Origin of the sequence: Aneurinibacillus aneurinilyticus ATCC 12856, assembly GCF_000466385.1 — a bacterium.
In the GTDB taxonomy this organism is placed as follows: Bacteria; Bacillota; Bacilli; order Aneurinibacillales; family Aneurinibacillaceae; genus Aneurinibacillus; species Aneurinibacillus aneurinilyticus.
Genome location: NZ_KE952784.1, coordinates 1 through 24,531, shown reverse-complemented (window position 1 = coordinate 24,531; position 24,531 = coordinate 1). Strand labels below are relative to the sequence as shown.

The 24,531-nt window shown below is 44.4% G+C and carries 27 protein-coding genes; 9 read left to right on the top strand and 18 right to left on the bottom strand.

The window, feature by feature from the left end; all coding sequences use genetic code 11:
- Window positions 1-69: 69 nt before the first annotated feature.
- Complete coding sequence (locus tag HMPREF0083_RS12200; RefSeq protein ID WP_051354638.1) at window positions 70-1,689, bottom strand: methyl-accepting chemotaxis protein; 1,620 nt, start codon at window positions 1,687-1,689, stop codon at window positions 70-72.
- Window positions 1,690-1,855: 166 nt separating this feature from the next.
- On the opposite strand from HMPREF0083_RS12200, the gene HMPREF0083_RS12195 reads away from it, so the two are divergent.
- Window positions 1,856-2,776, top strand: coding sequence for a DMT family transporter (locus HMPREF0083_RS12195; protein WP_040302540.1), 921 nt, complete (start codon window positions 1,856-1,858; stop codon window positions 2,774-2,776).
- Between the two features lie 77 nt (window positions 2,777-2,853).
- On the opposite strand, the gene yihA is transcribed toward HMPREF0083_RS12195, so the two are convergent.
- The 14 genes from yihA to HMPREF0083_RS12125 all read right to left on the bottom strand — a co-directional run bounded on the left by yihA (window position 2,854) and on the right by HMPREF0083_RS12125 (window position 17,703).
- Window positions 2,854-3,492, bottom strand: coding sequence for a ribosome biogenesis GTP-binding protein YihA/YsxC (yihA, locus tag HMPREF0083_RS12190; protein WP_021621689.1), 639 nt, complete (start codon window positions 3,490-3,492; stop codon window positions 2,854-2,856).
- Window positions 3,489-5,819, bottom strand: a complete 2,331-nt coding sequence (gene lon / locus HMPREF0083_RS12185; protein WP_021621688.1) for an endopeptidase La — start codon at window positions 5,817-5,819, stop codon at window positions 3,489-3,491. The genes yihA and lon overlap by 4 nt, the downstream gene beginning before the upstream one ends.
- 126 nt (window positions 5,820-5,945) lie before the next feature.
- Complete coding sequence (gene lonB, locus HMPREF0083_RS12180) at window positions 5,946-7,640, bottom strand: ATP-dependent protease LonB (protein ID WP_021621687.1); 1,695 nt, start codon at window positions 7,638-7,640, stop codon at window positions 5,946-5,948.
- A gap of 163 nt (window positions 7,641-7,803) precedes the next feature.
- The gene (gene clpX / locus HMPREF0083_RS12175) at window positions 7,804-9,084 is read right to left on the bottom strand and encodes an ATP-dependent Clp protease ATP-binding subunit ClpX (protein WP_021621686.1); all 1,281 of its coding nucleotides are present in this window, start codon (window positions 9,082-9,084) and stop codon (window positions 7,804-7,806) included.
- A gap of 11 nt (window positions 9,085-9,095) precedes the next feature.
- The gene (gene clpP / locus HMPREF0083_RS12170; protein ID WP_021621685.1) at window positions 9,096-9,686 is read right to left on the bottom strand and encodes an ATP-dependent Clp endopeptidase proteolytic subunit ClpP; all 591 of its coding nucleotides are present in this window, start codon (window positions 9,684-9,686) and stop codon (window positions 9,096-9,098) included.
- Between the two features lie 100 nt (window positions 9,687-9,786).
- A complete protein-coding gene (tig, locus tag HMPREF0083_RS12165; protein ID WP_021621684.1) occupies window positions 9,787-11,073 on the bottom strand; it encodes a trigger factor in 1,287 nt (428 codons plus the stop codon).
- 209 nt (window positions 11,074-11,282) lie between these two features.
- Entirely contained in the window at window positions 11,283-12,341 is a 1,059-nt protein-coding gene (locus HMPREF0083_RS12160) for a tetratricopeptide repeat protein (RefSeq protein ID WP_021621683.1), read from the bottom strand.
- A gap of 40 nt (window positions 12,342-12,381) precedes the next feature.
- Complete coding sequence (locus HMPREF0083_RS12155; RefSeq protein ID WP_021621682.1) at window positions 12,382-12,909, bottom strand: metallophosphoesterase family protein; 528 nt, start codon at window positions 12,907-12,909, stop codon at window positions 12,382-12,384.
- The gene (locus HMPREF0083_RS12150; protein WP_021621681.1) at window positions 12,906-13,523 is read right to left on the bottom strand and encodes an XTP/dITP diphosphatase; all 618 of its coding nucleotides are present in this window, start codon (window positions 13,521-13,523) and stop codon (window positions 12,906-12,908) included. The genes HMPREF0083_RS12155 and HMPREF0083_RS12150 overlap by 4 nt, the downstream gene beginning before the upstream one ends.
- Window positions 13,516-14,280: a ribonuclease PH gene (rph, locus tag HMPREF0083_RS12145; RefSeq protein WP_040302539.1), complete on the bottom strand. Its 765-nt coding sequence runs from the start codon at window positions 14,278-14,280 to the stop codon at window positions 13,516-13,518. Before rph ends, HMPREF0083_RS12150 begins: the two co-directional genes overlap by 8 nt.
- Window positions 14,281-14,409: 129 nt before the next feature.
- Window positions 14,410-15,462 carry a GerMN domain-containing protein gene (locus HMPREF0083_RS12140; RefSeq protein WP_021621679.1) on the bottom strand — a complete coding sequence of 351 codons (1,053 nt, stop codon included), beginning with the start codon at window positions 15,460-15,462 and terminating at the stop codon, window positions 14,410-14,412.
- Window positions 15,463-15,539: 77 nt separating this feature from the next.
- Window positions 15,540-16,352: a glutamate racemase gene (gene racE, locus HMPREF0083_RS12135; protein WP_021621678.1), complete on the bottom strand. Its 813-nt coding sequence runs from the start codon at window positions 16,350-16,352 to the stop codon at window positions 15,540-15,542.
- Between the two features lie 588 nt (window positions 16,353-16,940).
- Entirely contained in the window at window positions 16,941-17,282 is a 342-nt protein-coding gene (locus HMPREF0083_RS12130) for a DUF5665 domain-containing protein (protein WP_021621676.1), read from the bottom strand.
- Window positions 17,269-17,703, bottom strand: coding sequence for a DUF948 domain-containing protein (locus HMPREF0083_RS12125; protein WP_021621675.1), 435 nt, complete (start codon window positions 17,701-17,703; stop codon window positions 17,269-17,271). The genes HMPREF0083_RS12130 and HMPREF0083_RS12125 overlap by 14 nt, the downstream gene beginning before the upstream one ends.
- A 170-nt stretch (window positions 17,704-17,873) precedes the next feature.
- Between HMPREF0083_RS12125 and HMPREF0083_RS26405 the strand changes: the two genes are divergently transcribed.
- From HMPREF0083_RS26405 to HMPREF0083_RS12085, 8 genes are all read left to right on the top strand, one after another.
- A complete protein-coding gene (locus HMPREF0083_RS26405; RefSeq protein ID WP_021621674.1) occupies window positions 17,874-18,713 on the top strand; it encodes an STAS domain-containing protein in 840 nt (279 codons plus the stop codon).
- A gap of 16 nt (window positions 18,714-18,729) precedes the next feature.
- Window positions 18,730-19,086 (top strand): STAS domain-containing protein, encoded by a 357-nt coding sequence (locus HMPREF0083_RS12115; protein ID WP_021621673.1) that lies wholly within the window; start codon window positions 18,730-18,732, stop codon window positions 19,084-19,086.
- Window positions 19,087-19,088: 2 nt separating this feature from the next.
- Window positions 19,089-19,493: an anti-sigma regulatory factor gene (locus tag HMPREF0083_RS12110; RefSeq protein ID WP_021621672.1), complete on the top strand. Its 405-nt coding sequence runs from the start codon at window positions 19,089-19,091 to the stop codon at window positions 19,491-19,493.
- Window positions 19,494-19,539: 46 nt separating this feature from the next.
- A complete protein-coding gene (locus HMPREF0083_RS12105; RefSeq protein WP_021621671.1) occupies window positions 19,540-20,535 on the top strand; it encodes a PP2C family protein-serine/threonine phosphatase in 996 nt (331 codons plus the stop codon).
- A 95-nt stretch (window positions 20,536-20,630) separates the two neighbouring features.
- A complete protein-coding gene (locus HMPREF0083_RS12100; RefSeq protein WP_021621670.1) occupies window positions 20,631-20,948 on the top strand; it encodes an STAS domain-containing protein in 318 nt (105 codons plus the stop codon).
- 20 nt (window positions 20,949-20,968) lie between these two features.
- Window positions 20,969-21,457 (top strand): anti-sigma B factor RsbW, encoded by a 489-nt coding sequence (rsbW, locus tag HMPREF0083_RS12095; protein WP_021621669.1) that lies wholly within the window; start codon window positions 20,969-20,971, stop codon window positions 21,455-21,457.
- Window positions 21,420-22,196: a SigB/SigF/SigG family RNA polymerase sigma factor gene (locus tag HMPREF0083_RS12090; RefSeq protein WP_148315964.1), complete on the top strand. Its 777-nt coding sequence runs from the start codon at window positions 21,420-21,422 to the stop codon at window positions 22,194-22,196. The genes rsbW and HMPREF0083_RS12090 overlap by 38 nt, the downstream gene beginning before the upstream one ends.
- A 22-nt stretch (window positions 22,197-22,218) precedes the next feature.
- A complete protein-coding gene (locus tag HMPREF0083_RS12085) occupies window positions 22,219-22,824 on the top strand; it encodes a SpoIIE family protein phosphatase (protein WP_040302537.1) in 606 nt (201 codons plus the stop codon).
- 219 nt (window positions 22,825-23,043) lie between these two features.
- Here the strand turns inward: HMPREF0083_RS12085 and HMPREF0083_RS12080 are convergent, their stop codons facing one another.
- The 3 genes from HMPREF0083_RS12080 to HMPREF0083_RS12070 form a co-directional block, all read right to left on the bottom strand.
- Window positions 23,044-23,265 carry a helix-turn-helix domain-containing protein gene (locus tag HMPREF0083_RS12080; protein WP_040302536.1) on the bottom strand — a complete coding sequence of 74 codons (222 nt, stop codon included), beginning with the start codon at window positions 23,263-23,265 and terminating at the stop codon, window positions 23,044-23,046.
- Window positions 23,266-23,455: 190 nt separating this feature from the next.
- Entirely contained in the window at window positions 23,456-23,887 is a 432-nt protein-coding gene (locus tag HMPREF0083_RS12075) for a hypothetical protein (RefSeq protein ID WP_021621664.1), read from the bottom strand.
- 4 nt (window positions 23,888-23,891) lie between these two features.
- Window positions 23,892-24,368: an acyl-CoA thioesterase gene (locus HMPREF0083_RS12070; protein ID WP_021621663.1), complete on the bottom strand. Its 477-nt coding sequence runs from the start codon at window positions 24,366-24,368 to the stop codon at window positions 23,892-23,894.
- Window positions 24,369-24,531: the final 163 nt, after the last annotated feature.

Sequence of the window (24,531 nt, the reverse complement as noted above, 5' to 3'; positions counted from 1 at the left end):
CATTGAATTTCTGTAAAGTTTTCATGAAGTGTTTCCATGAAACAGAAAATAGAAATCGCTTACAAAAAACTAAATAGCAAAACGTTTGACAACCTTATGCAAAGATTGAGACTGTGCAGATAATAACTCCGCGTCTTCCGCCAACTGTTGAATGCCGACTACCTTTTCATCCATAGCTACTGCACCACGTGCCATGGAGCTGCTAAACTGTTCCGCAATGTCTGTAAGGCCCTCGATAATTTTTTCAATCTCCACAATATCCGTTATTACCTGATTAGCCAATTCATAATTGGATGCTACCTGATGTCTCGTTCGTTCAGCAGCGCCGCTCATCTCTTGGATAGCTTCCCCTGCTATTTGCCCAACCTGCATGCCTTTCTCAATCGCTCCTACACTCATGATCGCCTTCTCTGCAGCCTGCGTAGCCTGGTTTCGGGTATTTTCTAGCGTTTGCAGAATGTCTTCAGCAAATGCCGAAGTACTTTCAGCCAGTTTGCGGACTTCACCCGCTACCACCACAAATCCTTTTCCACTCTCCCCCGCACGTGCGGCTTCGATAGATGCATTCAATGCGAGCATATTCGTCTGCCGGGCAATATGGGTGATCGCCGATACCTTATTTGTAATCTCTTCGGTGCTCTTTGACACTTGGGAAATGGTATAGACCGACTTTTCCACCGCAGATTCAATTTGTTTCATCTGATATTCTGAATCTTCCACCGCCGCTGCTCCACGCCTGGAAATCTCCGTCACCTGTGCAGAAAGGCGACGTGCGCTATCCATATGCTCTTGCATCCTGCGCACTTCACTCATCATTTGGCTCATCATCGCCCTAAGCTCTTCAAGAGACGCAAGCTGTCCTTCCGTGCCTTCACGGAAAGTTTGCATCATTCCTGACATTTGTTCAAATGTTTCCGCTAACTGTCGCGATTCGTTAGCCTGATGACCGCTAACTTCCTGTGTCACTTCGGCAGAAGCAGCGAGTTCGCGAATGATGTCACGGGTACCGATCACAATTTTGTTTAGTTCATAACCCATTTGAGCAAATTGGTTCCTTCCATGACTTGAAGCGGCTACTGTTAGATTGCCGGCAGAAATGCTTCGGGTTACCCGATACCAGTCTTTTAGACGGCTCTGAAGCTGATAATAAAAGACCGTAGCGCCCCCGATACCGATAAGCAGTGACAGCGCTACACTCAAGTAAAAACCCGGTGCGCTTGCTCCCATAATAAGCCCGGCAACGGCACCGATAAGGGAAGGAAAGATTCCCAATCCAAAAACAGCCGGTGTAAGAAATGGCCGATGCATCAAACGGCCCATCCGCAAATTGTATCGCTGTCCGCTTTCTAGCTTAATCACTAGGCAGGAAGCGTCTATTAGCACCTCACCTGTATTACGCTCGTACAATTGTAGAAGCGGTACATCTGTAGTTGCCGCCTTCTCTCCAACCTTATCATTGAACAACGTACCTTCCCGTAATCGGTTCGTATGCAGCAAACCAAGACCTTTTTCATCAACAAGAACAAAATACTCATCATCGTTCAATTCTTCATCCATCATTCTTCTTATTTCTTCAGCACAATGCTCAAATGAATCGGACTTTTGAAGAATATGTTCCATTTTTTTGGCGACATGCTGCACCTTAGCAAGACCGGATCTAGCACTGCGTGAGCGTAACAGCTTCTCCATCAGCATTCCCCCCCTACGATGATGGAAGTTTTACTTTATTAACATAATTCTCCATCCCTTATGCTAAACCTTCCCTGCTCCATAAATAACAGAAGATTTTATCTATTTACTTTATTTAATCTTTCGCTATAATAAAGATTATTTGTATATAGAAGGTGTGAATGAATTGAAAAAGTCTATGATGGCAGACGGAATTTTATTACTGGTCGCATTTGTATGGGGAGCGACTTTTGTTATTGTACAGAATGCGGTTGCCTCTCTTCCTCCTTTGACATTCAACGGAATACGCTTTTTGCTTGCATCAGTGTTTTTACTTTTATTTCTCATGCTGTTCTATCGACCACAGCTTCAGCAAATGAGTAGAAAACTTATATGGTCTGGTATCATCTTAGGCGTTTTGTTATTTGCCGGCTACGCATTCCAAACCATCGGCTTGCTCTACACTACTTCATCTAAAGCCGGTTTTATTACCGGATTATCAGTCGTGCTCGTCCCTTTATTCAGTCTGCTTATTCTAAAACAAAAGCTGAAGCTACCGGCCGTAATAGGTGTATCGCTTGCCGCAGTTGGCTTATATTTCCTAACTTTGGGTGATGCTCTCAATGTAAATCAAGGAGATTTACTCGTATTTTTATGTGCGATTTCATTCGCACTGCAAATTATCTTTACAGGACGTTTTGCACCGCACTTTCCTTCTCTGGCATTGGCATTCGTGCAAATTCTTACTGTAGCCATATTAAGCGCAGGATCAGCCTTCTTTTTCGAAGACTGGAAAGCGACGCTGACATGGAGCACACTTACACTGCCAACTGTATACTGGGCACTTTTAGTTACGGCCATACCAGCAACTGCTCTGGCCTTCCTTGCCCAGACAGAGTGTCAACGATTTACAACTGCGACGCGTGTAGCACTAATTTTTGCGATGGAGCCAGTATTTGCTGCTATAACCGCATACATATTCAACGATGAAATTCTTGGCGGACGCGCACTTATGGGCTGCTTATTCATCTTTATCGGCATGATCCTTGCAGAATTACAGGCAGAACAAATTACAGCCTGGATAAAAAAACGAAAAACATCCTTCTAGACTCACTTTTCTTCTTATAAAATCGAATATTTCAAGGAAAGAGGCACCCGCCTACTAGACGGATGCCTCTTTCACATTCAGGATTCGCTTTCTTGTATGGACGCCGGTGACTCGCTACTTTCTTCATTAGCCTCTTTTATCTTCTGCCAAATGACAGACCATGCTTCATCCTTCCCCTGCCCTGTCTCAGCCGAGAAAAGCACAAGCGGGTCATTTTTCTCCATACCTAGCGTCGTGCGAACTTCCTTTGCGTGCTTTTGCCACTTACCGCGTGGAATTTTATCCGTCTTTGTTGCTACAACAATAATCGGAATACCATAATGCTTTAAGTACTCAAACATTCCTTTATCATCTTTCGTAGGTGTATGCCGAATGTCTACCACCTGGATAACAGCTTTCAAAGGCTTTCTGGTCTGAAGATATTCCTCCATCATCGGACCCCATTTTTCCTTTTCCGTTTTAGACACTTTGGCATATCCGTAACCCGGCAAATCGACAAAATACATCTCTTTATTAATTAGATAATAGTTCAGCGTCTGTGTTTTTCCCGGCTTGGAAGACGTTCGCGCCAGGTTCTTCCGGTTAATCATCTTATTAATAAATGAGGATTTGCCTACATTAGAACGCCCTGCCAGAGCAAGCTCTGGCAGGGAAGCGTCCGGGTATTGCTTAGGGGAAACCGCGCTAATTATGAATTCAGCCTGTGTTACTTTCATGCTCTGGCCACCTTCATTAACGCGACTCTTAACACTTGATCAAGATGTTCGACTGGAATGAATTTCAGATCGTTACGCACGCTTTCCGGAATCTCTTCAATGTCTTTTTCATTTTCTTTTGGCATAATGATTGTTCTTAGACCGGCACGGTGTGCCGCCAACGCCTTCTCCTTCAATCCACCAATAGGCAGGACGCGTCCCCGTAATGTAATCTCTCCTGTCATGCCCACCTCTCGTGATACAGGCACCCCTGTCAGTGCAGATACAAGGGCTGTCGCCATCGTAATACCGGCCGATGGACCATCTTTTGGAATAGCTCCTTCCGGTACATGAATGTGAATATCAGATTTCTCGTGAAAGTCCGGATCAATATCGAGTTCCTTCGAACGAGAGCGGATATAGCTAAATGCCGCCTGTGCGGATTCCTTCATTACGTCACCAAGCTTTCCGGTTAAGGTAAGCTTTCCTTTCCCCGGCACGACAGATACTTCGATGGTCAACGTATCACCGCCTGCTTCCGTCCAGGCAAGTCCTGTTACTGCGCCTACCTGATCTTCGGCTTCCGCCATACCATAACGGAACTTTGGCTTGCCGAGCATGTCTTCAAGCGTTTTAACTGTGACAACAACACGCTTTTTCGTGCCCGCTACAATGGTCCGTGCTGCCTTACGGCAAATCGTCTCCATCATTCGGTTTAAGTTACGAACACCCGCTTCACGTGTATACTGTCGAACCACTTTCAGCAGCGCCTCTTCTTGCACTTGAAGTCTATCGCGGCCCAGGCCATGCTCCTTCATCTGTTTAGGAAGTAAATAATCTTGACAAATTTTTAGCTTTTCAATCTCCGTATAGCCCGGAATATATAGCATTTCCATCCGGTCAAGCAACGGACGAGGAATTGTATGCACCGCATTGGCCGTTGTAATGAACATAACGGAAGACAAATCGTACGGCTCCTCAATATAGTGATCACTAAACGTATCATTTTGGTTCGGATCCAACACTTCAAGCAGTGCAGCTCCCGGATCTCCTCTAAAGTCCATCGACATCTTATCGATCTCGTCCAGAAGGAAAACCGGATTTACAGTGCCTGCCGTCTTAATGCCCTGGATAATACGCCCCGGCATTGCACCGACATACGTACGGCGGTGACCACGAATTTCCGCTTCATCACGCACACCACCGAGGGAAACGCGAACAAACTCACGGTTCAAGGCACGCGCAACTGAACGGGCCAACGACGTTTTTCCGACACCTGGCGGTCCTACCAGGCAGAGAATCGGTCCTTTGAGCTTATTAACCAATTTCTGGACTGCCAAATATTCAAGCACTCGCTCCTTTGCCTTCTCAAGGCCGAAATGGTCTTCATCCAGCACTTTCTCCGCGTTATTCAAGTCGAGGTTATCTTCTGTTCTCTGGGTCCAAGGCAGTGCGATTAACCAATCAATGTACGTACGAATCACATTGCCTTCAGCGCTTGTCGGCGGAGTTTTCTCTAGACGCTCAAGCTCACGCTCTACCTTCTCGACGATATTGTCAGGAGGATTGACTTCCGCCAGCTTTCTGCGCAGTTCCTCTACTTCACCTGCGCGACCTTCTTTATCGCCCAGTTCTTTCTGGATGGCTTTCATTTGTTCACGCAAATAATACTCCTTTTGCGTCTTTTCCATCTGCTTTTTTACGCGCTGACCAATTTTTCGTTCCAGCTCCAGTACTTCGCGCTCATTATTCAAAATGCCAAGAAGCTTTTCGAGACGATCTTTCACAGGAATGGTTTCGAGAATATCCTGCTTGTCCCGAATTTTGAGCGGAAGGTGAGAAGTGATAATATCCGCCAGTCTACCTGGCTCGGTAATATCAGAAACAGAGGCAAATGTCTCCGGAATAATCTTCTTAGACAAATTAATGTACTGCTCAAAATTAGCAAGTACAGTGCGCATAAGCGCTTCGATTTCGGGAGTGAGCTGCTGTTCTTCGTCCAGGAAAGAAATCTGGACTTCAAAATACTCATCCTCCTGAAGGTAGTCTTCTATTCTTGCTCTGTTGACCCCCTCTACAAGTACGCGAATCGTTCCGTTCGGCAATTTAAGCATTTGCTTTACTTTAGCCACGGTGCCGATGATGAAGATTTGCTCCTTCTCCGGTTCCTCAATATGCACTTCTTCCTGTGTGGACAGGAGAATGAGGTTATCGTCCACCATTGCCTTTTCCAGTGCTTTTACCGACTTGGCACGCCCTACATCCAGATGTAGAACCATGCCCGGAAACACCAGCAATCCTCGCAACGGGAGAAGAGGGATCTGTCTCTCTTTTTCGGTTGTTCCCATCTTTTCTACCTCCAAGCCCCTGTATTCGTATTGTTGAAAAATGTATCAAATACAAGGTTGTCTTCATTTCATTTTAGCTTAACTACTGTTCATTGTCTAACCCTCAGTAACGGAAAGCTTTTTTAGCTAAATGGAGGTAGGAGACGGGTTTAATATTTCGGTTGCTTGGCGTAAAGCAGTTTCAAGCGGCTGAACTTGCTCTTCCGGTTGCAAAACGATAGCATGCTTGAGTACTTCATCCAAATGCTCGACAGCGATAACCTGAACCCCTTCCATATTTTTGAAAATATCCTGCCAATTATCCTTCGGAATCAGCACTTTTTTCACACCGGCAAAACGTGCTGCTTCCACTTTGGCCACTGCCCCGCCAATTGGCTTAACCGTGCCATGGATGCTCAACTCGCCAGTCATAGCCACATGGTTGTCTATAGGCTGATTTGTAATGGCTGAATAAATGGCCGTCGCCATAGCAATTCCTGCTGATGGACCATCAATAGGGATACCTCCGGGAAAGTTAACATGTAGTGTATAATCCAGCGTATTAACACCTTGTAAGCGTAGTACCGTCAGTACATTTTCAAGCGAACCACGAGCCATGGATTTGCGGCGCAGCGTTCTTCCTTTGCCGCCCATCTCTTCCTCATCAACAACCCCTGTAATCGTAATTGTTCCCGTACCCGGCTCAGGTACTTTAGCTGCCGTCACCTCAATTTCAAGCAAAGCTCCCATATTTGGTCCGTAGATCGCAAGCCCGTTCACCAAACCAACGAACGTACCGCCTAGTACCTTTTTATCCGGACGTGGCGACTTCTGGCTGCTGTTAACAACCCATTCAATATCAGAGCGAACAATCTTATTGCGCTGTTCGGTAATGGCAATTCCAGCAGCAATTTGTATCATATTTACCGCTTCCCGTCCGTTTGTTGCATATCGAGTCAGGAATTCAACAGCGTTTTCTTCGACTTCCATTTTCATTTTCTCTACAGCGTTCATAGCAATTTTATATACTTCAGATGGAACAAGCGAACGGAAAAATATTTCAAGACACCGCGAACGGATGGCAGGCGGTAATTCATCCGGTGTACGGGTAGTCGCTCCGACAAGACGAAAATCAGCCGGCAATCCATTCTGGAAAATATCATGGATATGCTTAGGTATTTGCTGATTTTCCTCGCTGTAGTAGGCACTTTCAAGAAATACTTTACGATCTTCAAGCACTTTAAGCAGTTTATTTAACTGAATCGGATGCAGCTCTCCAATCTCATCAATAAACAAAATACCACCATGTGCTTTTGTAACCGCTCCCGGTTTTGGCTGCGGTATGCCAGCCTGTCCCATAGCGCCTGCTCCCTGATAAATTGGATCGTGCACTGAGCCAATAAGCGGGTCGGCGATACCTCGCTCATCAAATCGTGCAGTGGTGGCATCAATCTCAGTAAATAGCGCATTCTCATTGAACGGAGAGGCTGATTGTTTCTTTGCTTCCTCTAAAATCACGCGAGCTGCGGCCGTTTTACCGACTCCCGGAGGACCATACACGATAACATGTTGTGGATTCGGACCGCATAATGCCGCACGCAAGGCACGAATCCCATCCTCTTGTCCGACAATATCATCAAGCGTAGCCGGCCGGGTTTTCTCTGAAAGCGGTTCAGATAAGGAAACCGATCTCATCTTGCGTAGTTGTTCCATTTCCTTGCGAGATTCACGATCTACATACGTGCGGCTGCTACGTTGATTTTTCAACAAACTCATGAAATACATGCCGATAATTACGGCAAAGAAAACTTGAATCAGCGTAAGTAGTAGTGTCCAGTTCATATTTCCCTCCTGTTGTGCGGAATGCCAGAAGCCAGCACCTCGTGTTTTCTAGGTGTATTATTGCCTAGAAGGGGGGGGAATAAACGAAAAGAAGCATGGTTGATTTACATATGAAAAAAAGCCATCGGAGATTCTCCAATGGCTTCTGTAAGCAGAAAGTGTATTACGCGCTTTCCGGCTTTTTATTTTTATTGTCGCTCACAAGTTTACCTTGTTTGGTATAAAGCTCAGGATTGCCTTTTTGTTTGACAGTTTCGTCGGTAATAACGCACTTGACAATATCTTCACTAGAAGGCAAATCGAACATAATATCGAGCATGATGCTTTCAATGATGGAACGCAAGCCACGTGCGCCTGTGTTACGCTTAATTGCTTCTTTGGCAATTTCAAGCAATGCACCATCTGTAAATTCAAGCTCAGCTTCATCCATTTCAAGCAGTTTTTGGTATTGCTTGACAAGAGCATTCTTCGGTTCAGTCAAAATACGGATTAATGCAGCCTCATCCAGCGGTTCAAGCGTTGTGATGACCGGCAAACGACCGACAAATTCAGGAATCAAGCCAAATTTAAGTAAATCCTCTGGCAATACTTTCTGCAGGAATTCTCCGGATTTCAAGTCTCTTGTGCTTGCATCCGCTTCTGTCCCAAAGCCGATCACTTTTTTACCGATGCGTCGCTTAATAATGGACTCAATTCCATCAAATGCTCCACCTACGATAAACAGGATGTTAGCGGTATCGATTTGAATAAATTCTTGATGCGGATGCTTGCGTCCGCCTTGCGGTGGCACACTGGCAACCGTACCTTCAAGAATTTTCAGCAACGCTTGCTGCACACCCTCACCGGATACGTCACGGGTGATAGAAGGATTCTCCGACTTGCGCGCTACTTTATCGATTTCATCAATGTAAATAATGCCTCGCTCGGCTTTTTCTACATCATAATCGGCAGCCTGAATAAGCTTAAGCAGAATGTTTTCTACATCTTCACCCACATATCCGGCTTCTGTTAGCGATGTAGCATCCGCAATAGCGAACGGCACATTCAAAATACGTGCCATCGTTTGCGCAAGCAGCGTCTTACCGCTTCCTGTAGGGCCAAGCATCAAAATATTACTTTTAGCTAATTCTACATCATCAATTTTCGAGCCTGTATTAATGCGCTTGTAGTGATTATACACCGCAACAGATAACGACTTCTTAGCCGCTTCCTGACCGATAACATAATCGTCGAGAAATGCACGAATTTCATGTGGCTTCGGAATTTCTTTTAGATCAATTTCTTCCTCTGTACCCAATTCTTCTTCTACAATTTCCGTACATAGCTCGATGCATTCATCACAAATGTATACACCAGGACCAGCTACAAGTTTGCGTACCTGGTCCTGGGACTTGCCGCAGAACGAACACTTGAGTTGGCCTTTTTCATCGTTAAATTTAAACATGAAATCACCCCTTACTTTTGATCATTACGAGTGATGACTTCGTCAATTAACCCGTATTCTTTGGCTTCAAGGGCATCCAAGAACCGATCGCGATCCGTATCGCGTTCGATTTTTTCAAGCGGTTGACCCGTACGCTCAGCATAGATTTGATTGATCTTTTCCTTCGTTTTCAGAATCCATTCAGCGTGGATTTTAATATCCGCCGCCTGTCCGCGAACTCCACCAAGGGGCTGATGAATCATTACTTCGCTATGCGGCAATGCATACCGCTTACCCTTGGCCCCGGCCATCAGTAGGAACGAACCCATACTGGCAGCCATGCCGATACAAATTGTCGACACGTCGGGCTTTATGAACTGCATGGTATCATAAATTGCCATGCCAGCTGTAATTGAGCCTCCAGGAGAATTTATGTATAAGTGTATGTCCTTGTCCGGATCCTCAGCAGCTAAAAATAAAAGCTGCGCTACAACTGCATTGGCTACCTGGTCATCAATTTCGGACCCTAGCATAATGATGCGGTCTTTCAATAAGCGGGAATAAATATCATATGCACGTTCTCCCCGATTAGTACTTTCTACCACATAAGGTATAACACTCATAACGCAATAATCCTCCCTTCAAAACTCGGTATGTATTTTGGTTTGGAAAAACAAGGCACGAATATTCGTGCCTTGTTTGCTGGTTGTTGTTATTATGACATTATTTGCTGTTCTCGACAAGCAGATCGATGGTTTTACGAATGCGGATATCATTCTTAAGGCTTTCCATATTATCGCGGGCACCGAAGATTTTGCTCAGTTCGTCAACCGGACGGTTATACTGCTTGGACAGTTCCTCAAGCTCTTGATTTACATCCTCATCCGTTACTTCCACATTTTCTGCTTTCCCAATCGCTTCAAGCACCAATGTAGTGCGAACGCGTTTCTCAGCATCTCCCTGGAATTGCTCACGAAGTTTCTCTTCATCAAGACCAGTGAATTGGTAGTAAAGGTCAAGATTCATACCCTGGAATTGCAGACGTTGTGCGAAGTCATTCACCATGTGATTCACTTCATTCTCAACCATAACTTCCGGCAGATTAATCTCTGCATTCTCAGTCGCTTTCTCGATTAAAGACTCTTTTTTATAGTTTTCAGCGTCTGTTTTCGCTTTTTCTTCCAGTTTATTCTTGATGTCAGCTTTCAATTCATCAAGCGTATCGAATTCACTTACGTCTTTCGCGAACTCATCATCCAGCTCCGGAAGGTTTTTGCGCTTGATTTCATTTACTTTCACCTGGAATACAGCTTGCTTACCCGCAAGCTCTTGTGCATGGTAATCCTCCGGGAATGTAACTGTTACTTCTTTCTCTTCGCCTTTTTTCGCGCCGATTACTTGATCTTCGAAGCCTGGAATAAATGTGCCAGAACCGATTTCAAGCTGATAGTTCTCCGCTTCGCCACCTTCAAATGCTTCACCATCTACGAATCCTTTGAAATCAATAATAGCGTAATCGCCTTTTTCGATAGCAGCGTCATCCTCAAGCACTACAAGTTCCGCACTGCGGTTTTGCATTTGCTTCAGTTCTTCTTCTACCGCTTCGTCATTTACTGAGAAATCCTTTTCTTCTACAGTCAGGCCTTTGTAGTCTCCCAATTTCACTTCCGGTTTTACAGTCACAGTCGCTTTGAAAACGAGCGCTTGACCTTTGCCCATTTGTTCCACATCCACTTCAGGACGATCAACCGGATCGATACCAGTTTCTGCTACAGCTTCCGTATAAGCTTCCGGCAGGATGATATCGAGTGCATCTTGATACAGGGATTCTACTCCGAAACGCGCTTCAAAAATTTTGCGCGGAACTTTGCCTTTACGGAATCCAGGTACGTTTACTTTTTTAACGACTTTCGTAAACGCTTGATCGATTGCTTTGTCTACACGGGCTTCTTCGACTTCAATAGTCAGTACGCCCTGGTTATTCTCTAACTTTTCCCAAGTTGCCTTCATTTAAACTTTCCCCTCCTAAAGATCTATGACCAATACAAGTGCTGCTGCAAAAAACCCACACTATGTATGTTGTGCTACATCTGCCATTATAACCATTTCATTATATCATAATCAAATCCCTTTTCAACTCTACACATTCAGTATAAAAATTCCTGCAAAAAGTCGCCAGACTATGTAAATTACTACTTAATTCACAGGATATCTTCTGTTCATATATCCTGGGTTCGCGATTCAAGGTGCAGCACTTCGCTTAAGGATTGGTAATTACGTTGGATTTGAAAGGAAGAGACTTGGTATAACTTAGAAATTTCCTGTTTGCTCTGTTCCATACGCAATAATCTGCTTACTCCGTAATGCAGGGCGGCAGCCCACTCATCCGGTGCATCAACGTCTGGATGGAGGGGATACATAGCAAATAAGTATTCCATCCATAGCTGAAATGCGAATGAGATAAATGAAGCATCTCTCTCGTAGGCGATTGTGGACAGACGCTCCAACACATTGCGTTCCCCCTCCGGCATCTCTTCATCATATAGAGGAACGTCTTCGATGTTAGTTTGGAATTTTTGTTCAAACTTATAAAGAAAGACAGGGCCTGTTTCTCCCATTTTCTTGAGTGCCCGCAATGCGAATGTTTTCAGCATCGGATCAGGGTAGACAAGCATCAAATATTCCCGCAAGACAGAAACAGTCTCCGGAGATTGTATATATTTTAATTGCTCAATAGCTCCAAGCTGCTCCTCAAACGTTCCCCCCTCTAGCTTTTCATATAAACGTGAGGCATACGATGGATCCAACTCTGCTTTTTGTAATGCAGTCTGGCGCGAAAACCGTTCCTGTTCCTCCCATTGTTCCCGCTGGGTCTCCACCATCTGGAACGTTTCCTGGATCGCCTTGATTTCAGGCATAAACGGTGCAAGCTCTTTCATGTTCGTTGCTTGTACAAGCAGAGCTTGAATGCGTTCAAAGTCTTCAAGCTTCAGCAAAAGACCAAGATAGGCACGAAATATTTCCGCTACATCGCCAGTCTGTTTTTCCCACATTTGCGCCAGAAGCGGAAGCGCTTCTTCCAACCGTCCTGCACGCATTAAAATATCAGCAGTAGTAAGAAGCGCTTCCGGGTGATCAGGTACAAAACGCAAAATTTCCTGTGCATATTCCAGCGCTTGAACGTAGCGCTCCTCTTCAGCCGCTTTTTTGGCTTCCCGCAAATTTTGCTGTGCAAATCCGGGAAATAAAATTATGTTTTCCTTATCATCCTGTGGCATCCTGTATTCACCTCTCTGTCCTGAGACGCATCCATGTCAGCTAGTTGCGGACAGCAGATGGCAGGATAAACGTACGTTCTAATTTAGGCTGTTTCTTTCCTTCTGGAGAACGGAAAGAAACTTCCACCTGTACACCACCCTCTCTCTCCTCAACGGTGAGAAGCGCGTATGTTGGCAGAAAATACGATCTGGGCAATAATAAACTGCCCGGATTCACATATAGAATTCCATTTTCCTGAATAGCGGTAATCTCATGCGTATGACCGAACAACACAAGGTTCGCCTGTTCCTCCATCGCCCGGTAGCGCAAGCGCATCGCATTCTGCTTCACACCGTATGCATGTCCGTGCGTCTGAAAAATCCGCAGAGCCCCAAGCTCCGTCACTTTCTCCTCGGGTACATCCATATCACTGTCACAATTGCCTCGAACATATGTAAACGCCGGAACCTGCTCGCGCGGATAGCAGAAATCCCCACAGTGAAATGCAGCGGCATGGGAATGACGTGCAAGGATTCCCGGCAGATGCTCTACGCTTCCATGCGTATCACTTACCACAATCACTTTCATAGGAAACGCTCCTTAAGCAAGCCTTCCAGCTTACGCAACGCCACACCTCGATGGCTTATCCGGTTTTTTTCTTCCGGGGAGAGTTCGGCCATCGTCTGCTGCTTGTCCGGCAGGAAGAAATGCGGATCGTAGCCAAACCCCCTCTCTCCTTTAGCATCAAGCACAATTATCCCTTCACACGTTCCTTTGGCAAGCAATGTCTGGCCATCCGGAATTGCAAGCGCAAGCACCGAGACAAAGCGTGCCTGACGCTCCTCTTTTGCTACATCACGCAGCATTCCTGTGAGTTTTTCGTTATTTTCATCATCAGTTGCATTAGGTCCTGCAAAACGCGCAGAATACACGCCGGGCTGACCGCCCAGCGCGTCCACTTCCAATCCAGAATCATCAGCTAATGCCGGAAAGCCGGTAAAACCTAGGATTGTCTCCGCTTTTTTCCTCGCATTTGCTTCAAATGTTTTTCCATCCTCTACTACATCAGGCATATCCGGTATGTCTGCAATCGTAAGAATTTCGACATCAAACTCCTCGAACATGCGACTGAATTCGCGAATTTTCCCTTTGTTTTTTGTAGCAAGAACAATACGTTTCCATGGAAAAGTTTGCTTACACATTTTGGATCGACTCCCCGTCCGTGCTTCCAATCGATTGTCCAAGCGGCCCTAGCACTTCTTTTTGCATAGCAATTAAATCTGAAGCCCCTTTTTTCCCATATGCTAACAATTCCTGCAGTTCTTCTGGACTGAATGGAGCTTCTTCTCCTGTACCCTGAATTTCGACGTATTTTCCTTGCCCAGTCATGACAATATTCATATCCACTTTGGCCTGTGAATCTTCCTTATAGCAAAGGTCAAGATGGGCTTTCCCCTCCACAATACCGACACTAACCGCCGCAAGAAAATCTGTTACCGGCAGGCGGGGGATAAGATGCTTCTCCACTAACTTACCCATTGCAGACACCATTGCTACGTATGCACCTGTAATCGATGCAGTACGCGTGCCGCCATCCGCTTGAATCACATCACAGTCAAGCCAAATTGTTCGTTCTCCAAGGGCTTCCAAACTCACCACGGAACGAAGTGCACGCCCGATAAGCCGCTGAATTTCCTGCGTTCTGCCACTAACCTTGCCGCGGCTCGATTCACGTACATTCCGACTCTCCGTCGCACGAGGCAGCATAGAATATTCTGCCGTCACCCAACCGCGCCCCTGGCCCCGCATGAATGGAGGAACTTTTTCTTCTATCGTTGCCGTACAAATTACTTTCGTATCCCCAACTTCGATTAAAACTGAGCCTTCTGCATGCTTTATATAATCCACCGTAATGGTAACTGGCCGAATTTGGTTATATTCCCGTCCGTCGTTTCTCATGCCATTCCCTCCCATTTTTCACTTCTGGCTTATTATAGCACAACCCATCATGGATCATGTAAGGAGCCTAAATTTGTGCCAGGAAAAGAAAAAGCGGGGCAATCCCCACCTTTCCTTTTGCTTTCGGTTTTAATACGCTCCACTGTTTGTAATCATGGAACGGGTTACCGGCTTTGTATAATCGATATTGCCCGCTTTCACTACATTTTTGCCTTCCACCATAATTTGCACCTTTTTTGCATCGGAGTTCTCGGTCAAGGAGAGGATGACCGCGTCCAACGCTTCCGGGCTTGCTTCTCCCTGGCTATACGATAAAATTTTGTTATCAAAATTAACTACTATAATATCTTTCTGCTGTTTGACACTCTTGACATTCGTGGAAGGAAGCAATGCGGAAAACAACGGCGAGCTTGTCTTCGGTCCTTGAATGAGTTCTTGCACAACTGCCAATCCTTTGTTATCTGCTTTTGGAAGGTATCGGGTCACCGGCACGAAATATGTTAGCTTGTCAGACACTTGATTCTGAAAATATAAGGTTACCGCCATCGCCTGTCCCGGCTTTACCTTATCAGAAATTTCCACGTTGATACCTCTCTCACGGTTTAAATGCGATACAGGGGTGCCTTTCACCGGCATAACTTCTTGCGGATGGCCGTTAATCCAGATATTCACTTCTTTTACTGCTTCGAATTCTGTCAAAGCCCATGTGACCGCTTCAAGAATCTTCTGTTCGTCTTCAGCTTTATATTTTTTGAACTCAGGAGAGAAATCAACCGTCGCCACACCGTCTTTAATCGTCATGCCAAGCACCTTCGTTCCTTTAGGCAAAATAGCGCGAAATCCCGATGGGAGCAATTTCTCCCCCTCGCCCCCCTGCACCATGTAGCTTAGTACCTGTTTAGCTGTTCCCTTGGACTCAGGCAACTCCATCTCCCAAGGTACAATCATTCCATCCGCATCAAGTACATACACTTTATGCTTACTGACCGATTTGTTCGCTTTTTTGTCCGGGACCGACGACGGTGCGTCTGCTTTCTCACTTCCCGCAGCCGGCTGTGAATGCAGGCGAGGCGGATCGATTTCCCCGTTGCTTGGTGCATCTTTCGGACCGAATAACCCGCATCCGCTTAGTACGAATAAAAGACCAATAAAGGCACTTAGCAAAAATAACCTGCGTGCCATAGCTTCCCCTCCTCAGGCTCATTTTGTACTACTATGTATACGAGCCTAGATGGGATTTATACATACTTTGTCCGAATTTATTTTCCTTTCTTTTCAAGGATAGCTTGATGTGCCTCAACCTTAATATGAAGCCATTCCTCTGCAATGGACATAAACAGTTCGGAATTCCCGCTTGCAAAAAAGCGATGATCAGGATTCACTGTATCTCCCCCATTCGCCAGCATACGCCGAAAGGACAGAACGGCGCTTAATTCCCGTGCCGCTTCTTCCGCTGAGCTAATCAACTTCACTCCATTCCCTACGACTTCCTGAATAAAATGCGCAATAAGAGGATAATGCGTACATCCTAGAATTAATGTATCAAACGTTTCATTCGCAAGCGGCTGCAATGCCCCGCGTACGATTTCTAGACCTTCCCGGTCATGCAGCTTCCCGCTTTCCACTAATGGAACAAGCGTCGGACAGGCAAGACTCGTCACCTGAATTTGTGGATTCAGCTTCTTCAGCGCCTGCGCATATGCCTCGCTTCGAATCGTTCCGTCTGTTCCGATAACTGCAACCTGTCCTGTCTTTGTTTCTTTAATCGCAGTACGGGCTCCGGGCTCAATCACTCCAATTACAGGAATATCCAATTGCTCGCTTACTTCCTGCAGCACGACTGCGGCTGCCGTATTGCAGCCGATCATTAACGCTTTTATATTCTCTTTAAGTAGAAATTCAATCATCTGCCATGAGAATATACGCACTTCCTCAGCTGGTCTCGGACCATATGGGCATCGGGCTGTATCTCCGAAATAATAAATCGCTTCGCGCGGCAGCTGGCGAAGCACTTCCTTAGCGACGGTTAATCCTCCGACGCCTGAATCAATAATCCCTATTCCTTGTTTCATTCTTCTGGTCGCTTCCTTCTCTTAGTCTTACTTTTCTATCTTGGCGATTCTGTTTACAGAATACAAGCTACCAATTTCATAATCTTTCAGTAAACCTGCCGTTTTTTCCTTAGTTTCAAGCTATGGGCAAAGTGGTAAAAGGCATTATCGTATACATACAGTAACGGATGTGATGCCATCACCGGTAAAACCATACAGCCACTATACGCTGAAAAATCTTATGCTTGACGACTTTTTACAATACGCTTTCTGAAACCAATGGTCAAGCGAGCTTGTTTATAAAGGCAAAAGAAAACTATATTAGATTTTGCAAATAGTATATGGAACAATCTCTCATTTGCTCATAAAGGTTCTCGAATCGTATTCTTATTTATTCGAAATAGACGCATATTTGTATTTGAGATATATACATCTGATTGGATAAATCGACACATTTTTGTGGTGGGAGGTAAGAAAAAAAGGAAGGGCGGTGGGCGCATCCAACCTCTTTTTTTCCGAATCTCCTATTTCCTCCAACCACCTGAATTTTTGTTAATACATCAAATGAATTCCATATAGATTGTTGGCTTTTTGCCCCTGTTTTTCCGTTTATTTAGTATGTTTAAATGTATTAACCCAGTCAAGAAGCTGAGCGATATACTTGCCAACAAGCGGCATGGATACAAAGAAACTGAGGATATAAACAGCAATAAAAATAATGATTGCTGTACCGATCGTTAGTCCAACGCCTCGTGAGACACCTGCCAACATATTAATCCATATAACGCGTCCAGGCTTCTGGTAATTCTCAATGAAATCAGCAATGCGGCTTTTCTCTGTCCGGTCCGCAAGCCACGCCAGTTTATTATAATATTTCTCTTCGATCGGATCATGTTGAGGAGTTGCAGGAGAGAGGGATTTCCCTCCTTTTTTCACATTAGGCTTGGACACGCTGCTTCACCTCAGTCCGCTGTTCATCCATTTGGCGCATACGGTCGAAGCCCTTGTACACGGTAAAGCCGGCGGTCAACAACTCCAGCACTCTATCCGCCCATTCGGGAGGACGTGACACTTTACCTCGTACATGATTCGATAGAGAACTTACACCCTCGCCAATCGAATCAACTGCACGAAACGTGCTGTCCAGCTTGTCCATTTTTCCTGTTAAGTCCTTGGAGATGACATTTAAGTCTTCCAATGAGACATCAACCCGAGCAATAATTTGATCTGCATTCATCTGTAAGTGTTGAATCGTCTCATCCGTCTGTTTAATTAAAGCGTTAAGATTACGAAAAAACTGTACCAACATCACCGCGATAACGACTATCGCGATAATGAGAACAATTACACCAATAGTGATAGCTGTTTGCATAAGCACCTTCCTCCCGTTAGGATATGTTGCCTGATGTTCATTACCCGTATTTTTCCCTCTGTAAACTATGTTAAGATAAGGTGGGAAGGCTTATATTACAGCACATATCACTATAAAACTCAGTAAATGATAGAATCAAAAAGTGTAATACAGAAGATAGGAGTGCTACTATGTTCAGGAAAAATTCTCAACAGTTTATTCACACCCATAAGGATGAAATCGAAAAACTGTGGAAAGAACGACGCACCACTGCTTCTTCTTCCTATGATCATGCAATCGAAACATTCATCACCTGCATGATCCATGATGGATTTCTTGGTTATTTTGCCGATTTTTTCTCGAAAGAAGAAGAAGTACATAAAGGAGCTATAGTTGGTATTGAGCAAGCATGCTATCGCCATGTTCCGCAGTGTACGGAAGTAGATGTACCCGTTTCTGCAGTCGTTCAACCTTTTTATCTCATTCGTGATATTCTGTTAGAAACCGAAGAAATACAACAGCATCCTACTTTCATCCTTCCCTTGATGAAAGAAGTGGAGCAATTTTTCTTTCGTCTCATTAGTGTAATCCACGATATTTATGCCTCTACCTGGAAGAATAAGCTATTGGCGCAACGTTCTGCAATGATGGAGTTGTCTGCGCCACTTATTCCTTTATTCGAGAATATTACGGTCATGCCGATTGTAGGCGCTATTGATACAGAGCGTGCACAACTGATTACACAAAACCTTCTGTATGGAGCCATTAAATACGAGAGTAAAGTCGTGCTTATCGACATTACAGGAGTTGCCGAAGTGAATACTATGGTAGCTCAACATATTATTAAAGCGGCTGAAGCCATTCATCTTATCGGAGCCGAATGTATTGTAGTCGGCATCAGACCGGAGATTGCTCAGACCATGATCAGCTTAGGCATCGATATGGATATGCTGACAACGTTAAGTTCCATGAGCCAAGGTCTTCGTGTAGCTCTTGAGAAAACAGGAAAAGAAATCAGGGAGATTAACTGAGGAGGTATATGCTACAATGAGAATTCCAATATTAAAACTCGGAAACTATTTGCTCGTTTCCATTCAAGTTGAGCTTGACGATAAAACAGCCGTCCAATTTCAACAGGACCTGTTGAATATGATTCATAAAACAGGTTCGATGGGCGTTGTTATCGACCTGACCTCCGTCCAGATGATTGATAGCTACATCGCTCGCGTATTGGGTGATGTTGTAAAAATGTCTGAGTTGCTTGGCTGCGAAGTTGTTTTTACAGGCATCCAGCCCGCGGTAAGCATTACGCTTATCGATTTGGGTATTGGCTTTAGAAACATCAAAACCGCTATGAATCTGGAGCAGGGCTTGGAAAAATTGAAGCAATCATTGGAGGGATAAAGGTGGACAACAACCCTAGCATTCATGTCTATAACGAGTGGGATATTGTTGTTGCCCGACAAAGCGGGCGGGATCTCGCTAAATCCCTCGGATTTGGAGAAGTGGATCAAGCACGTATCACTACCGCTATCTCCGAGTTGGCTCGTAACATCTATTTATATGCCAAACAAGGGGAAATCGAAGTTTCACCTGTTTATGAAGGCGATAAAGTAGGTATTAAGATTATATCCCGTGATAATGGGCCAGGAATTAAAGATGTATTGAAAGCGCTCGAAGACGGCTATTCTACTTCCGGCGGTTTAGGAGCCGGATTACCAGGCGTCAAACGCTTGATGGATGAATTCGCCATTGAATCAAGCGAAGGAAAAGGAACGCTGATTACCGCGGTAAAGTGGAAGCTTTTCTAGACCGTAAAGAGGCACATCTGAAGGAGGAGAGAATTTTTTGAAACAAGTGAAGGAGTATTACGAAAAGATTATGCTCCACTATCTGCAAAATCCCGGCGAACATCAGTTATATGCCGGTCAGCAGCTTAGTAAATCGCTCATCGAAAAAGATATTCCGCCAGAAGATATTCTGGGCCTTCACATTAGCATTATGAAAGAAAGCGGCCATGTTCTATCTGAAGAATGGGAGCGTTCCTTTCAATTTCTAATGGAGATTATGGTATCGTTTGGCATGGCATATCAGGAACGGCAAAGTCTTAGGCTAAAGAAAAAGCAATTAGAAAGCGAAATTAACGTTGCTATCTCTATGCAGAAGAAGTTGTATCCCCCTACCTTCGATGACGAATTCCACGATCTCGATGTAGGCTTCATTAGCACTCCTGCACGCGAGATGTCGGGGGACTTCTATTATTATACGAACCACAGCAAAAATAAATTGGGAATTCTCGTAGCTGATATCGTAGGAAAAGGAATACCGGCTGCTCTTTGCATGTCGATGATTAAGTATGCAATGGACACACTTGAAAATGATGTAAAGCCGGCCAATATGATTCTTGACTACTTAAATCGCCTAGTGCTAAAAAATGCTGACCCAAGTTTGTTTGTTACAATGTTTTACACGATTTACGATCCGCTTACTTCCGTTCTCACCTACTCCTCCGCCGGTCATGAACCTGCGCTCTATTACCACGCTAGATCAAAAAAATATGCCGATTTAAATACACGAGGCCTGATTTTGGGCGTAGATGCCAATGTGAAATACGAAGAGAAGGCTATTTCTCTTGAATCCGATGACTTCGTGGTGCTATATACGGACGGTGTTACCGAACGAAAAGGATCGGAAGCTCCAGATGACAATTCAATTCTCCGTGAAGCACTTAGCACTGCGGATTTATCGTTGCCGGCTCAGGACATCGTCAATCATATGTATCAATATGTAATTAGGGAAAAAGATTACCAGCTAGACGATGATCATACGATTGTCATGATTCGAAAAAAGTAAGTGAAATTACTATATTGTTATGCTGTTTTACTCGTAGGTAATCTGGGTAAAGTAAAGTATCGTATACATAATAAAGCATATTAGAGGTGAAAAAAATGAAGCAACTCCCTTTCTTAGTTGAAAAGGAAGAAACGGATAAACATATCTGCGTATACATCCATGGCGACTTAGATTTAGCTTCTGCTCCGCAGTTGCGCGAGACCCTGCTCCCCCTTGCGGAGAAAGACAAAAGAATTCTGCGGATTAACCTAAAAAATCTTCATTATATGGACAGCACCGGCCTCGGTGTTTTTGTAGCTGCGCTTAAACTCCGCAAAGCCATTGCTGGAGAAATGTATTTGGAAGAGGTTTCCGAAAAAATCCAACGAATCTTCCAAATTTCCGGTGTGGACCAGTATATAACCATTGCGTAATTTTTACAGGGGGGATTCGTATGCCAGAATTGAATGACCACGTGAAAATAAACGTTCCGGCACGCGCCGATTATATAAGCGTGATTCGTTTAGCAGTCTCTGGACTCGCTTATCAGATGGGCTTTTCTTACAATGACATTGAAGATATAAAAGTCGCACTGGCAGAAGCATGCAACAACGTAGTGAGTCATGCTTACAAATACGGCGAAACAGGGGATATGGTTGTAGATTTTCATGTGGAATTTGATCGTCTGAAAATTGTTGTCAGTGATGAAGGAGCCGCCTTTGACGCGAAAAGATTAAAAAAAGAAGCTACTTCACTTCATGGAAAAAGTCTTGATGAAATTGATGTCGGGGGACTAGGAATTTACTTAATGAAAACACTCATGGACGAAATCAAGTACGATACTGGGGAGAAGGGGGTTAAAGTAACACTAACTAAATATCTCAAAAGGGATGAGGTGAGCGAAAGTGAGCCAAACGTCCACCAGGAAATCACTCAACCGTGATATTACAGAATACATTCGAATGTATCAGGAGACCGGCTCAGAAGAACTAGTAGAACAGATTCTAGAAAACTATCAGACGACGGTTAAAAAGCTCGCTTCCAAAATGGCTCGTGACTTTCATTTAGTAGACGATTTATATCAGGTAGGCATGCTTGCTTTGTTAGGTGCCATTGATAAGTTTGACAGTGAGGTCAGCCATAATTTTGACGCGTACGCTGTATCGACCATTGTTGGCAAAATGAAGCACTATCTTCGAGATAAAACGTGGAGCATCCGTGTGCCGCGAACCATTAAAGAGATGGGTTACCGACTACAAAAAACCATTGATGAATTAACAGTGGAACTACAACGTTCGCCACGAATTGATGAGATTGCGGACAAGCTTGAGGTAAGTGAAGAGAAAGTGCTTGAGATAATGGAAAATAAAGGTAATATCCATGCTCTTTCCCTCGATACGCCGATGAAGGCCGACAACCAAGAACAAGATTCTCATACATTAATGGATATGATTCCGGATCAAGACCCGGGCTTTTTAGATGTAGACCGGAAGATGGATTTGTCCAGCCTGCTCGAAGATTTAGATGAGCAGCAACGTCAGGTCATTCATTATGTGTATTACGAAGAGTGGTCACAGCGTCAAATCGGCGAGAAATTGGGCATTTCTCAAATGCAAGTGTCTCGCATTCTGCGTAAAACGTTGCAGCAGATGAGAGATGCCTATGTAAAAAATTCAGAATAAAGGCTGATTCGGGGGATTTATTTTGTACTCTTTTCAGTACAGCATTCATCATACATCCAAAAACCCAAATACCCTCTCAGGCGACTGCTACTTCGTACAGACATACGGTAACACCGCATTGGTGAGTATCGCTGACGGATTAGGCAGCGGACCTGAAGCGAGGAACGCCGCAGAAAAAGTGATTCGTGGAATTGAGAAGCACGCACAAGGGGATGAATCTCCGCTTGCTCTTCTCAAAGAAAGCAATCGCTCCCTTTACGGTTCTCGCGGCTCTGTAGCAGGGATTGCTATGGTAAATATTCAAAAACAGAAAATCTCCTATGCAGGGATTGGAAATATTACCTGTCTAACCATATCATCAAAACGTAAAAAACAATATCTCATCTCAAATCCAGGATTTTTAAATGGCTGCCCTTTCAATGGCACAGAACGATATTTTCCATTTTCTCCAGATGACACGATTATCCTCTTCTCAGATGGAATTGAACTACCCGAGAATTGGGAATATATTGTGACGAACAGGTTTGCTCCAGACACCATGATTCAGCGCCTTGTAAAAGAGATGACATTTATTAATGATGACGCCACGCTTATTATAGGCAGATGGTGTAAAGAAGAAAGCGTGTAAAAGTAAGCAGGCTTTTTACACGCTTTCTTCTATTTTCCCTTTTGAGTATGCTGCGGATAAAGGCATTCTGCTACCATATGTTCTGTAATTTCTATTAACGCTGTTATATGGGCCGAAATGCAACCTGATGGACAAAGTATACAGAAAACAGATCGTCGTTATATTTTGCAACATAAAAAACCCCCCTCAAACGAGGCGGGTTGTTCATTTAGGAGTGTATTAAATTTTTAACTCACCTAAACGAACAAGTTCAACAACAGCCTGAGAACGACCCTTTACATTCAATTTCTGCATGACGTTGCTGATATGATTGCGCACCGTCTTTTCACTAATAAATAACTGCTGTGCGATTTCTCTTGTTGTCTTGTCTAACACGAGTAGTTCAAATACCTCTCGTTCCCGATTGGTCAATAGCGGCTTGGCTTTCTGCTCGTTACTCAAAAGTGCTACCCCTCCTTGGCCTGGGCTCTCAAGTACAAGGCTAGGGATACAGTCACCATATGTTATGACCCGGGAAGATAGGTGGTTCAGGAAAACGGGAAATTTGGGCCTGCGACACATTATATTCGCTTATCTTTTCCACGGTTCGCTTACTTGTCAAAAAATTTCCATTCATTCTTAGGAATTTTCACTATTCGTTTACTCTTTTAGAAAAGCTGCAAAACTTTCCCTTTTGTTCACACAGAAGAAAAATTGGAACAGCTGGAAACATCGCTTGCAGTTCTGTACGGTACTCAGTACGCATAGTAAAAATCCATCTTGTTCGATTCAAGGAGAGTGCCGGCACTCCGATTTCATGCCGACTAAGCTGCCAGATAGGCAATGGAACATGCCGAAAAGCAAACACGACATCCCCGAACCTAAAGCACGCTTCAAGACAATCCTGTAGCGTATAATCGTTTCGCCGATATTCCAGCAAATGCACTGGCTCTAATCCAAATCGTTCAATAAGATGCGTTCTATCGTTCAGTTGTTCTCTCGTTTTTTTGCCTGCACTTTGTCTCGGAGACAGCACAGGATATTGCAGGCGAAGATATGGAAGTGGAATGCCATGGAAAAACATGAAATTATCGAATCATCTCCATCTGTTCAAATGTACTGATATTCTCACGTACATCCTCTGGAATCGGCACGCTTCGTCTTGTCTTCCTATTAACAAGAACAATCGTCCCCCGGCCAGTCGCCACCAGTCTGTTCTTCTCGTCAGCAAGCAGGCAATACTCCATGTCCAGAGAGCTGTTTCCAAGACGAGCAACCCGTACACCAAGCTTCAGCTTTTCCCTGAAGAATGCCTCACTATGATAGTGACAAGTAATGTCCGCAGCTACCACCATCATTTCCCCATCATGCCTTAGCGTGTCTTCTCCTAACCCAAGTTGGTCGAAATATTCAACCCTTCCTTGCTCAAAATAAATAAGGTGGCTTGTATTATTTACATGGCCGGACATATCGGTTTCGCAATAACGGATCGTAATGTCAGTCGAAAAATGAAATGCAGCCAGCCATTCTTCAAGGTTCGGCTGAATATAATCGGCTCTCGCCATTGTAGTCTCCACTCCCTGCTTTTTATTGACTATTCTTATTCTCTTATTATTTTAGCAAAATATTCTACCAACATCACGCGTGTTGATTATATAAGCTACCAAGGGTGTTAATTATCCAGTATAATCCAAAGCAGATCGCCACCACACCGTGCCCCAAACGGGC